Below are 11,649 nucleotides of genomic sequence, written 5' to 3' on the forward strand. Positions count from 1 at the left end.
GCCCCAGGGTGGCCGGATCTCAGTGAGAGCAGGCGCCCGGGTCGTTCGGGCGTCTCGCCTTGAGCGGCAGCGGATGGATCTGGAAGTCACCCCATGGCGAGTTTGAAGGATCTGCGGAACCGCATCACTTCGGTGAAGGGCACGCAGAAGATCACCAAGGCGATGCAGATGGTCGCCGCCGCCAAGCTGCGGCGGGCCCAGATGGCTGCCGAAAGCGCGCGCCCCTACGCCGAGAAGATGTCCCAGGTTCTCGGAAACCTCGCGGCCAACCTGGTGGGCGGCGTCCAGGGTCCTCGGCTCCTCTCTGGAACCGGTTCTGAGAAGACGCACCTGCTCGTCGTGTGCACGGCCGATCGCGGCCTGTGCGGCGGTTTCAACTCCTCGATTGCACGTCTCGCCCGCGACCACGCCCGTAGGCTGGCGGCCGAAGGCAAGACGGTGAAGATCATCACCGTCGGCAAGAAGGGCTACGACCTGCTCCGTCGCCAGTTCCGTGACGAGATCATCGAGAACCGCGATCTGCGCGGCAACAAGGCGGTCGATTACGAGTTCGCTGCCGAGATCGCCAACAGCATCATCGCCCGCTTCGATGCCGGTGAATTCGATGTTGCGACCCTGTTCTACTCGCGCTTCCGCTCGGTGATCTCGCAGATTCCGACCGCCCAGAAGCTGATCCCCGCCGAGCTGCCGGAGACGGGTGCCACCGCACCCGACGCCGCGCTCCAGTTCGAGCCGAGCGAGGAGGCGATCCTCGATACGCTGCTTCCGCGCAACCTGACCGTTCAGGTGTTCCGGGCACTCCTCGAGAACGCCGCCTCCGAGCAGGGCGCCCGAACGGGTGCCATGGATTCCGCCACGCGCAACGCCGGCGAGATGATCAAGAAGCAGACGCAGATCTACAACCGGACGCGTCAGGCCATGATCACCAAGGAACTCATCGAGATCATCTCGGGCGCCGAAGCGCTCTAAGCGCACCCGACGCCCTGACCACACCATTTTCAAAGGACCCGTAACATGGCGAACACCGCTCTCCCCGGCGCCGGCTCAAGCAAGGTCGGCAAGATCACCCAGGTCATCAGCCCCGTGGTCGACGTTCACTTCGACGGCCACCTGCCCGAGATCCTGAACGCCCTGGAGACCAAGAACAACGGCAGCCGCCTCGTTCTCGAGGTCGCAATGCAGCTTGGCGAGAGCACCGTGCGCTGCATCGCCATGGACACCTCGGAAGGTCTGGTCCGCGGCCAGGAGGTCACCGACACCGGCGAGGCCATCAAGGTTCCGGTCGGCTTCAACACCCTCGGCCGCATCATGAACGTCATCGGCGAGCCGATCGACGAGGCCGGCCCGATCCAGTCTGACACGCTCCGCGCCATCCACCAGCCGGCCCCCGCCTATTCCGAGCAGTCCACCGAGTCGCAGATCCTCGTCACCGGCATCAAGGTGGTCGACCTGCTCGCTCCCTACGCCAAGGGCGGAAAGATCGGCCTCTTCGGCGGCGCCGGCGTCGGCAAGACCGTGCTGATCATGGAGCTGATCAACAACATCGCCAAGGTTCACTCCGGCTACTCGGTCTTCGCCGGCGTCGGTGAGCGCACCCGCGAGGGCAACGATCTCTACCACGAGATGATCGAGTCCAAGGTGAACATGGACCCGAAGGAGCACAACGGCTCGGCGGAAGGCTCCAAGTGCGCCCTGGTCTATGGCCAGATGAACGAGTCCCCCGGCGCCCGCTCGCGCGTCGCGCTCACCGGCCTGACCATCGCGGAAGACTTCCGCGACCAGGGTCAGGACGTGCTGTTCTTCGTGGACAACATCTTCCGCTTCACGCAGGCCGGCTCGGAAGTGTCGGCGCTGCTCGGTCGTATCCCGTCGGCCGTGGGCTACCAGCCGACGCTCGCCACTGACATGGGCGCCCTGCAGGAGCGCATCACCACCACCACCAAGGGCTCGATCACCTCGGTGCAGGCCATCTACGTGCCGGCCGACGATCTGACCGACCCGGCGCCCGCCGCCTCGTTCGCCCACCTCGACGCCACCACCGTGCTGTCGCGCTCGATCGCCGAGAAGGGCATCTACCCGGCCGTGGATCCGCTGGACTCCACCTCGCGCATGCTCAACCCCGCCGTTCTCGGCGAGGAGCATTACGACGTCGCCCGCCGCGTCCAGCAGACCCTGCAGCGTTACAAGGCCCTTCAGGACATCATCGCGATCCTGGGCATGGATGAGCTCTCGGAAGAGGACAAGCTGACCGTCGCCCGCGCCCGCAAGATCGAGCGCTTCTTCTCGCAGCCCTTCTCGGTGGCCGAGATCTTCACCGGCTCGCCGGGCATCCAGGTCCCGCTGGCTGACACGATCAAGGGCTTCAAGGGCCTCGTGAACGGCGACTACGACGACCTGCCGGAGGCGGCGTTCTACATGGTCGGCACGATCGAGGACGCCAAGGAAAAGGCGAAGAAGATCGCTGCGGCGGCCTGAGGTCTTGAACTCCAAGATCGTTCTACTGCTGGTCGGTCTCGTGGTCGGCGGTCTGGCCGGGTATCTCACCCGGCCCGAGGCTGCCGAGATCAAGATCGGCTCGTTCAGCCTCGAAGTTCAGGGAGATGCACCGGCTGGTACGCGCGGCGGCTCCCTGACCACGGGCCAGATGCAACATATCGGCATCTTCGCTGTCATCGGTGCGGTGCTGGGCCTCGGGATCGGCTTCGTTGCCGATCGTCGCGGCGCCTGACGACGAAGCGGACGGCGCGCGCCACCGAGGCATGGCGCGCCGTCACTCCAAACAGACACCCCGAACCGGGATCCTCGACCAAATGGCCACCTTCCAGTTCGATTTCGTCGGCCCCGAGCGGACCGTGTATTCCGGCCCGATCGAGGCGGTTCAGCTGCCCGGTGTCGAGGGTGAAATGACCGTTCTCCCCGGCCACGCCCCCGTGCTCACGGCGCTCAAGGTCGGCGTGATCGTGATCAACGAGGTTGGTCACACCGGTAAGCGCGTTCTCGTCCGCGGCGGTTTTGCCGATATCGGCCCGACCTCGGTGACGGTCATCGCGGAGCGGGCGAACCCCTTCGAGGAAATCACGCAGGAATCCCTCGACCGTGACATCGAGGCGATCGAAATGCTGCGTGATGCCACCGAGGACTTCGCCCGTAAGGACGAGTTGACCGGTCAGATCGTCCAGCTTCGCGACGCCAAGGTCGCCCTCAACTTTTAGCGCCTACGCGGTCGCGCGCGCGAGCAGATCGTTGCGCGCGGCTTCGTCCTCGGGGCATCCGCGCTCGAGCCAAAGGTCGCGCGCTTTCGCGAGGCGACGGCCGATCTCCGGCCCCGGCCGTACCCCGCGCGCCACCAGATCGGCTCCCGTGAGCGGAAGCCTCGGCGCCGCCACTCGCCCAGCCTCCACATCGTCGAGATACGTTGTGGCGTCCGGTGACCACACCGAAGGGCCTTCGCCGCGGGTCACTCGTCGGGCCAGGGCCAGTGCCGCTGTGGAGTGGCACGCGGCAAGCCGGCGGATCTCACGGGAATCGATGACGACACGACCATGCAGGGCGGCCACCGCACTGGCATAGTCCGTGAGGGCAGCCTGCTCTGCCTTTGAGAGCCGCAGCGCCAGTCCGAGGCGTTCGGCATCGGCGGCGGAGAACACCGCCAGGGACGCCAGCCTGTCGATCTCCGCGTTGTCGGCCCCGTCCTTGACGACGCGGTTGAACCGGCCGAGATCGCCGAGGCCCCCGATCAGGCGCATCAGCAAGCCGGTCTCGCTCAGGGTTTTGATGGCAGCCGTTGCTCCCGGCGCCCGCAGTAGATTCAAGAACTCCGCGCGGACCCGCTCGCGGGACAGGCCATCCAGGGCATCCCGCGCTTCGATGCAGGCCGCGAGCCCCTCCGGGTCGGGGCGACCTGCCCCGTAGCGGGCATGAAACCGGAAGAAGCGCAGGATGCGCAGGGCGTCTTCGCGGATGCGCGTCCGAGCCTCACCGATGAATCGGACGCGCCCGGCTCGAAGGTCATCCACCCCGCCTGTCGTATCATGCAGCCGGCCCTCGGCATCGAGGGAAAGCGCGTTGATGGTGAAGTCCCGGCGCTGGGCATCCAGGGCGAAATCCCGGCCGAACCGGACCACGGCGTGGCGCCCATCGGTCTCCACATCCTCACGCAGGGTGGTGACCTCGAAGGTTGTGTCGCCGACGAGCAGTGTCACGGTGCCGTGCTCGATGCCGGTCGGGATCGCCCGAAGTCCAGCGCGCTCGGCGCACGCGATCACGTCGTTCGGCTGCAGCGTGGTGGCGAGGTCGATGTCGTCGCCGATGCGCCCGAGCAGCGCATCGCGGACGCAGCCGCCCACGAGGCGGGTCGCCTCTCCGTCCCGCGTCAGGGCTGTGAGCACCCGTCCAACACCGGGCCGCTTGAGGAGATGCGCGAGCCCTCGGGTGTCGTGGGCTGCTGAATGGAACGCCTGCTCGCTCACTGGAACCGACCGGGCACGACCTGTCCGTTCTCCAGGTGAGGTGGGACGTAGCCCCCGCGATGCCGCTCGCTGAAGAGCCCGATCGCGACCAAGGAGAGGATGACGAGGCCGAGGCCGGCCAGAGTCAACCGGAAGGCCTGTCCGGTCCAATGGGCGCGGTCATAGGGCTTGCGCCCGGTGATCGCGAGAAAGAACGCGAAGACAAGGAACGGCGAGAGGAAAATCAGGAATTCTTCGAGGACGCGACGAATCATGAGACGCTTTTGAAGTGGACGATCTGAACGCCGGGTCAGGGGTAGAGCCGCTCTTGGAGGTTGTTCAGAATTCCGGCGGTCACCCCCCAGATCCGGTACGGCCCATACAGGGTGACATAGTAACGCCTCCGGCGTCCGCGCCATTCCGCGCTCTCGATGCGGCGCTGTGTCCGATCGAGGAGGTGCGCCAGCGGAACCTCGAAAGTCGCGGCGACCTCGTCGGGGTTCAGGTTCAGGCGCGCCTCCGGGTCAACCAGTCCGAGGACCGGGACGACCAGGAAGCCGGTGGCCGACAGATACGGATCAAGATAACCCAGCACCCGGATCGCATCGGCTGTCAGGCCGACTTCTTCCCGCGCCTCGCGCAGGGCGGCATCGGCCGGAGTCGGATCGTCGGCGTCGATCTTGCCGCCCGGAAACGCGATCTGGCCCGAATGGTCGCGCAGGTGCGCGGCGCGCACGGTGAACAGGACGCTCGGCCCCGTGGCGCGGGGCAGCACCGGTACCAGCACCGCGGCGCGCCGATGGGGCGGCCCCGGCACCACGGCGTCATCGGCGCCATCGAGGTCGTGGTCGCCGCGGGGGTTCGCCGTCGGGTCACCCTCGCCCGGCGGTTCGAAGGACAGGTGGTCGGCGGCCCGGGCGAGGAGGTCCGTCAGCGCGACGTCGTGCGTCATGCGCTCTCGGCGGGCGCGATGCGGTGGAAGAGGCCGCCGGCCTCGACGCCGAGCCAACCTTCACGGTCCTCGGCGAGCGCCAACAGGTCGTAGGTCAGCGCCCGGGTGAGCAGGGCCCAGAGATCCCGGCGGACATGGACATAGGGGCGCAGGCCTCCGGCAGCATCCTGCGCGAACCGCAAGCCGTGGTCGGCACCCACCGGGACCAGATCGTCGACATTGGTGCGGAAAGCGATACGCCGGTCGGGACCGTCGCCCTCGATGGCCATCTCGACGGCCACGAACGGCGCGTCTTCGACCGTGATGCCGACGCTCTCCACGGGGGTGACCAGCACGAAGCTGCCGTCGGGCTCGCGCCGCAGGATCGAGGCGAAGAGTTTGACCAGGGCAGGCCGGCGAATCGGAGCGCCGTCGTGGTGCCAAGTGCCATCGGCAGCAATCCGCATGTCGATGGCGCCGCAGAAGGGCGGGTTCCAGCGCTCCACCGGCGGCGGGCCGCGCCGTGTCGCGCTCCCGAGGGCGGAACGGAGTCGGTCGATCGTCGGATCTCCGACGGCGGCGGCGGGGTCGGTCATGAACGCTAGATAGCGCATCTGGATAGGGAGAACACGATACGACCGCTTGCCTCGCCCGTGAGCCGCTCGCGCAGGACTGAACCCTGCGTCGTCGCGCCGACCTTGCCAGCGTGCGGGAAAGGGCGCCACACTCCCGCGTTGAGGGTCGCTGACAGGCCCGCGCATTGTTCGCGTATTCCCGCGGCACCCGGCCCTCGACGGCCGGCGCCGAGACGCCAGGACCGACACGCATGATCCAGGGCTCCCAGCCGGCCACTCCCCTCGATGACGGCATCGTCGCCACGGCGGAAGCCTGTCTCGGATCGGTGGGGCAGGCGCGCGAGGCGATCCACAAGGTGATTTTCGGCCAGGAGCAGGTGGTCGACCTCGCCCTCGTCACAATTCTGGCGGGCGGCCACGGCCTCCTCGTCGGGCTGCCGGGTCTGGCGAAGACGAAGCTCGTCGAGACCCTCGGCACCGTACTCGGGCTCGATGCCCGGCGGGTGCAGTTCACGCCGGACCTGATGCCCTCCGACATCCTCGGCACTGAAATTCTCGACGAGGATGCCGACCGGCACCGCTCGTTCCGTTTCGTCAAAGGGCCGGTCTTCACCCAGCTTCTCATGGCGGACGAGATCAACCGCGCCAGCCCCCGCACCCAATCGGCTTTGCTTCAGGCCATGCAGGAGCATTTCGTCTCGGTGGCGGGCGAACGCCACGATCTGCCGCGACCCTTTCACGTGCTCGCGACCCAGAACCCGATCGAGCAGGAAGGGACCTACCCGCTGCCCGAGGCCCAACTCGATCGGTTCCTCCTCGAGATCGATGTCGGCTATCCCGATCGTGCCGCCGAGCGCCGCATCCTGATCGAGACCACCGGAATCGACGAACACAAGCCGGTGGCCGTGATGTCCACCGAGGCGCTGTTAACGGCCCAGCGCCTGGTGCGCCGCCTGCCGGTGGGCGACGCAGTGGTCGATGCCATCCTCGACCTCGTGCGTGCCGCGCGGCCGGAGGACGGGGATCCCTCCCTCAAGGGCAAGCTGCTGTGGGGACCGGGTCCACGCGCCAGTCAGGCTCTGACTCTGGCGGTGCGCGCTCGCGCTCTGATCGAGGGACGCGTTGCGCCCTCCGTCGCCGACGTGAAGGCGCTGGCCGAGCCGGTGCTGAAGCACCGCATGGCGCTCAGCTTCGCGGCGCGTGCCGACGGCGAGACCATTTCGGGCCTCATCGCCCAGCTCGCCGGCAAGCTCTAACGGCATGGCGACTTTCCGGCCCGGCGGCGGCGCGACCCAGGTTCTCGACCGGAGCGCCCGCAATCCGGGACGCCGCGAGACCGAAAGCGCTCTCGCGCTGGCCGAGCGGATGCCACGTCTGATCCTCGAATCGCGCCGGGTGTCCTCGACACTGGCCCATGGCATCCACGGCCGACGTCGGGCCGGGTCGGGCGAAAGCTTCTGGCAATTCAGGCCGTTCGTGGCCGGCGAGGCCGCCGCGCGCATCGACTGGCGCCGCTCGGCCCGCGACGACCGGCTCTATGTGCGCGAGCGCGAGTGGGAAGCCACCCACAACATCTGGTTCTGGATCGACCGCTCGGCCTCGATGGGGTTCGCCTCCCACTTGGCGCAATCCCCGAAGGTCGAGCGCGCTTTGGTCCTCGGCTTCGCACTGGCCGACGCTTTGGTGGAGGGCGGGGAACGCACCGGCCTGCTTGGGCTCACCCGCGCAACGGCTTCCCGCCGCATCGTCGAGACCATGGCGCAGGCCCTGGTCGCCGACGCCAAGGGGCAGGATGACGACGCGCCGCCGCGCGCGACGCCCGGGCGGTTCGACGAGGCCGTACTGATCAGCGATTTCCTGTCGCCGCCGGATGCCGTGAAGGCCTCCGTGGACCGCCTTGCCGGAAGGGGCACCCGCGGCCACCTCGTGATGATCGTCGATCCGGTCGAGGAGACCTTTCCGTTTTCTGGCCAGGCGGTCCTGCACGATCCCGAATCGAGCCTCAGCCTGAACGTCGGCGATGCCGGCGCCTGGGGCGAGGCCTACCGGTTCCGGATCGCCGCCCATCGCGATCGCCTCGCGGAGATCGCCCGCAGCCAGGGCTGGACCCTGACGATCCATCGCACCGACCGCCCGGCGAGCGAGGCGGCCCTGCGCCTCCTCACCCTCGTGGCGGCGGCGCGCGGGACCGGCTGAGGATCGCCGCATGCTCGGATTGCCCCTGACCTTCGCCGCGCCGCTGGCGCTCGCCGCTCTCATTGCCCTTCCGGCACTGTGGTTCCTGCTGCGGGTGACGCCGCCGCGCCCGCGCCGCATCGACTTCCCACCGCTCGCGATCATGGCCGATCTGCTCGGTCGGCGTGAGACGCCGGCCCGGACCCCGCCCTGGCTCCTGATCCTGCGCCTTCTGGCGGCGGCCGCCCTGATCCTGGCGGTGTCCGGCCCGGTGTGGAATCCGTCCGGTACGGGGGCCGCGACGGGGCGCACACCGCTCCTCGTCATGCTCGACAACGGCTTTACCTCGGCCCACGACTGGCGCGAACGTCTCCGCGTTGCAACCGACGCGGTCGAGGGGGCCGCGCGCGACGGCCGGCCGGTGGCGGTGACCGCCCTGGCCGACCCGACGGCGCCCGTCGAGGCGAAGGTCCCGGCGGCTGCGCTCGAACGCCTGCGCGCCATCGCGCCCCGGCCGCACCTCGCCGACCGTGAGACGCATCTGCCAGCCCTGGCCGCGTTCCTGGAGCGCAGCCCCGCCGCCGCCATCCTGTGGATCAGCGACGGCGTCGCCGGTTCCGGCGAGGACGTCTTCGGCAAGCGCCTGGGTGATCTTGTCGCCGCACGCGGCGCGTCCCTGACGATCCTGAAGGCCGACCGTCCACCGGCCTTGGCGCTGTCGGCAGCCGAGGCCAGCGGGCGGCTTACCGCTCATGTCCTGCGTGCCGGTCCGAACGGTCGTGATACTGGGCTGGTGCGCGCCCTCGATCAGAAGGGATTGCCGCTGGCCGAGCAGAGCTTCACCTTTGCGCCGGAGGCGTTCGACACCGAAATCGGGTTCGACCTGCCGGTGGAGCTGCGCAACAGCATCAGCCGGATCGAGATCGCTGCGGAGCGCTCCGCCGGTGCCGTGACGCTGGTCGACGAGCGCGGTAAGCGCCGGCGCGTCGGCCTCATCTTCGGCGGTACCAGCGATGAGGCCCAGCCACTCCTGGCGCCGACCTATTACCTGTCGCGGGCGCTGAGCCCCTACGCCGACGTGCAGGAGCCGCGTGGGGCCAAGAGCGTCGCCGAGTCGATCACCCAGCTCCTCGACAATCAGGTTTCTGTTCTCGTCCTGGCTGATGTCGGCGCGCTCGACGGACCGACCCTCGCCCGTGTCGAGCAGTTCGTGGACGAGGGCGGCCTCCTGCTGCGCTTCGCCGGGCCGCGCCTGGCCGCCGGCAACGATCCCCTGGTGCCGGTGCGTCTTCGCCGCGGCGGCCGGACTCTCGGCGGAACCCTGTCCTGGGACAGCCCGAAGACCCTGGCGCCCTTCGCCCCCGAGAGTCCCTTCGCGGGTCTGACGCCGCCGGCCGATATCGGCGTGCGTCGCCAGATCCTGGCCGAGCCCGACGGCGAGCTGCCGGGCCGGACATGGGCCTCGCTTCAGGATGGCACACCGATCGTGACCGCCCAGAAGCGGGGCCAGGGTCTCGTCGTGCTGTTCCACGTCACCGCCGACACGACCTGGTCGAACCTGCCCCTGTCCGGCCTGTTCATCGACATGCTGCGCCGGGTGGTGAATCTCGCCGGCGCCAAGGCACTGCCGTCCGGCGATGCCGGGGCCCGGGCTACCGCCGTGCTGGCCCCGCGCCTCACCCTCGACGGATTCGGAGCGCTCGGCACTCCGCCGGCCGGAGCGATCGCGGTCTCAGCCGATTCCAGCGAGCGGGCCACCCTGGAGCATCCGCCGGGCTTCTACGGCCCTGTCGATGGCGGCATCGCGGTCAACGCTCTGGCCCCCGCCGACCGGCTCAAACCTCTCGACTTCGCCGCCCTGTCCGGCGCGCGCGTCGGGTCTCTGGCCGGCGCTGAAACCCTCGATCTGCGCGCCTCCCTCTTCACTCTGGCTCTGATGCTCCTCATTCTCGATACCCTTGCGGGCCTCTGGCTCAGCGGCTTCCTCCGGCGCGCACGGGGCTTCGTATCGCGTCCGGCCGCGATCGTTCTGGCCGTTCTGGCGCTCGGTGCCCTGGTGGGCCTGCCCGGTCCTGTGCAGGCGCAGCAGGGCCAGACGGCGCGGGCGGGCGCCTTCGACTCGGCGCTGGCCACCCGCCTCGCCTATGTGGTGACCGGCGACGAGGCGGCCGACACCGCCAGCCGCGCCGGGCTTTCGGGCCTGACCCAGATGCTGGCGAGCCGCACCGCCCTGGAGCCGGGCGATCCGATCGGGATCGATCCCGCCAAGGATGAGCTTGCATTCTATCCGCTGATCTACTGGCCCATCGTGGCTGGACGTCCGCAGCCGAGCGAAGCCGCGATCCGCCGTATCGACGCCTTCATGCGCAACGGCGGCACCGTGATCTTCGATACCCGCGACGCTCTCACCGCGCGGCCCGGCGGTCCGCCGACTCCGGAGGCGGCCTACCTGCGCAAGATGTTGTCGACCTTGGAGGTGCCGGAGCTCGAGCCGGTCCCACCGGATCACGTCCTGACCAAGGCGTTCTATCTCGTCGACAATTTCCCCGGCCGCTACGCGACCGGCCAGACCTGGGTCGAGACCCTGCCTCCGGCGGGGGAGGGCGCCGAGCGCCGTCCGGCGCGTGCGGGCGATGGTGTCTCGCCCATCGTGATCACGAGCAACGACCTCGCGGCGGCCTGGGCTGTGGGTAAGCGGGGCGAACCGCTCTACCCCATCGTCGGTGGCGACCAGCGCCAGCGCGAGATGGCTTTCCGGGGTGGCATCAATTTCGTGATCTACACCCTGACCGGCAACTACAAAGCCGATCAGGTCCATGTTCCCGCGCTCTTGGAGCGCCTGGGTCAGTGATAGCCGGCCGCCGAGCCGATCTGGCACGGACCATCCAGGACAAGAGGATTGCGATACTGAAAAGTGATACTACATGAAGGTGAGTGGACGACACCGCTCAATCCTGGAAGCAATCTTCGCCGATCCGGTCCGGTCCGGCATCGTCTGGAACGATATCGAAGCGATGCTGAGGGCGCTCGGTGCCGAGATCGAGGAAGGGCGCGGTTCACGCGTCAGGATCGCGCTGAACGGAGTGCGGGCAGTGTTTCACCGTCCGCATCCCCAAAAGGAGACAGACAAAGGCGCGGTAAAGTCTATGAGGCGCTTTCTGACCGAGGCCGAGACCACGCCATGACGATCATGCATTGCAAGGGCTACGAAGCCGTCGTCGAATATGACGAAGATGCCGAACTCTTCCACGGTGAGGTCATCGACATGCGCGATGTGGTGACCTTCCAAGGCCGATCCGTCGATGAGCTGAAGAAAGCATTTTCCGACAGCATCGACGACTACTTGGTCTTTTGCGCCGAGCGGGGTGAAGAACCCGAGAAGCCCTATTCGGGCCAGTTCGTCGTTCGTGTCGAGCCGGTTCTCCATCGCGCCGTTGTCTCGGCTGCGAAGAGGGCCGGCATCAGTCTGAACAAGTGGGTTGCCCGCACCCTCGAACGGGCGACGATATGACGTTGGCTC

At 68.2% G+C, this 11,649-nt stretch carries 13 protein-coding genes; 9 read left to right on the forward strand and 4 right to left on the reverse strand.

Translation table 11 applies throughout. The features are described from left to right. Positions 1-93: 93 nt before the first annotated feature. From ASF60_RS02620 to atpC, 4 genes are all read left to right on the forward strand, one after another. Positions 94-969: a F0F1 ATP synthase subunit gamma gene (locus ASF60_RS02620; RefSeq protein WP_056179754.1), complete on the forward strand. Its 876-nt coding sequence runs from the start codon at positions 94-96 to the stop codon at positions 967-969. 45 nt (positions 970-1,014) lie between these two features. After that, positions 1,015-2,475: a F0F1 ATP synthase subunit beta gene (atpD, locus tag ASF60_RS02625; RefSeq protein ID WP_056179757.1), complete on the forward strand. Its 1,461-nt coding sequence runs from the start codon at positions 1,015-1,017 to the stop codon at positions 2,473-2,475. A gap of 4 nt (positions 2,476-2,479) precedes the next feature. Beyond that, a complete protein-coding gene (locus ASF60_RS02630) occupies positions 2,480-2,728 on the forward strand; it encodes a hypothetical protein (RefSeq protein WP_056179762.1) in 249 nt (82 codons plus the stop codon). A gap of 82 nt (positions 2,729-2,810) precedes the next feature. Beyond that, on the forward strand, positions 2,811-3,212 hold the full coding sequence (gene atpC / locus ASF60_RS02635) for an ATP synthase F1 subunit epsilon (protein ID WP_056179765.1): 402 nt from the start codon (positions 2,811-2,813) through the stop codon (positions 3,210-3,212). Between the two features lie 3 nt (positions 3,213-3,215). On the opposite strand, the gene ASF60_RS02640 is transcribed toward atpC, so the two are convergent. Genes ASF60_RS02640 through ASF60_RS02655 form a run of 4 tightly spaced genes read right to left on the reverse strand, consistent with a single transcriptional unit; the run spans position 3,216 to position 5,975 of the window. Further along, positions 3,216-4,469: a CCA tRNA nucleotidyltransferase gene (locus ASF60_RS02640; protein ID WP_056179768.1), complete on the reverse strand. Its 1,254-nt coding sequence runs from the start codon at positions 4,467-4,469 to the stop codon at positions 3,216-3,218. After that, the gene (locus ASF60_RS02645) at positions 4,466-4,723 is read right to left on the reverse strand and encodes a DUF6111 family protein (protein WP_056179772.1); all 258 of its coding nucleotides are present in this window, start codon (positions 4,721-4,723) and stop codon (positions 4,466-4,468) included. Before ASF60_RS02645 ends, ASF60_RS02640 begins: the two co-directional genes overlap by 4 nt. Before the next feature lie 35 nt (positions 4,724-4,758). After that, entirely contained in the window at positions 4,759-5,400 is a 642-nt protein-coding gene (locus tag ASF60_RS02650) for a CoA pyrophosphatase (protein ID WP_056179775.1), read from the reverse strand. Next, complete coding sequence (locus tag ASF60_RS02655; protein WP_056180105.1) at positions 5,397-5,975, reverse strand: DUF1285 domain-containing protein; 579 nt, start codon at positions 5,973-5,975, stop codon at positions 5,397-5,399. The genes ASF60_RS02650 and ASF60_RS02655 overlap by 4 nt, the downstream gene beginning before the upstream one ends. A 230-nt stretch (positions 5,976-6,205) precedes the next feature. Between ASF60_RS02655 and ASF60_RS02660 the strand changes: the two genes are divergently transcribed. From ASF60_RS02660 to ASF60_RS02680, 5 genes are all read left to right on the forward strand, one after another. Beyond that, a complete protein-coding gene (locus ASF60_RS02660) occupies positions 6,206-7,210 on the forward strand; it encodes an AAA family ATPase (RefSeq protein ID WP_056179778.1) in 1,005 nt (334 codons plus the stop codon). Positions 7,211-7,214: 4 nt separating this feature from the next. Then, on the forward strand, positions 7,215-8,150 hold the full coding sequence (locus ASF60_RS02665; protein ID WP_056179782.1) for a DUF58 domain-containing protein: 936 nt from the start codon (positions 7,215-7,217) through the stop codon (positions 8,148-8,150). 10 nt (positions 8,151-8,160) lie between these two features. Continuing rightward, complete coding sequence (locus ASF60_RS02670) at positions 8,161-10,980, forward strand: DUF4159 domain-containing protein (protein WP_056179786.1); 2,820 nt, start codon at positions 8,161-8,163, stop codon at positions 10,978-10,980. 73 nt (positions 10,981-11,053) lie between these two features. Beyond that, on the forward strand, positions 11,054-11,314 hold the full coding sequence (locus tag ASF60_RS02675; protein ID WP_056179790.1) for a type II toxin-antitoxin system HicA family toxin: 261 nt from the start codon (positions 11,054-11,056) through the stop codon (positions 11,312-11,314). Then, positions 11,311-11,640 (forward strand): type II toxin-antitoxin system HicB family antitoxin, encoded by a 330-nt coding sequence (locus ASF60_RS02680; RefSeq protein ID WP_056179793.1) that lies wholly within the window; start codon positions 11,311-11,313, stop codon positions 11,638-11,640. The genes ASF60_RS02675 and ASF60_RS02680 overlap by 4 nt, the downstream gene beginning before the upstream one ends. Positions 11,641-11,649 lie beyond the last annotated feature (9 nt).

Origin of the sequence: Methylobacterium sp. Leaf113 (assembly GCF_001423325.1) — a bacterium.
In the GTDB taxonomy this organism is placed as follows: domain Bacteria; phylum Pseudomonadota; class Alphaproteobacteria; order Rhizobiales; family Beijerinckiaceae; genus Methylobacterium.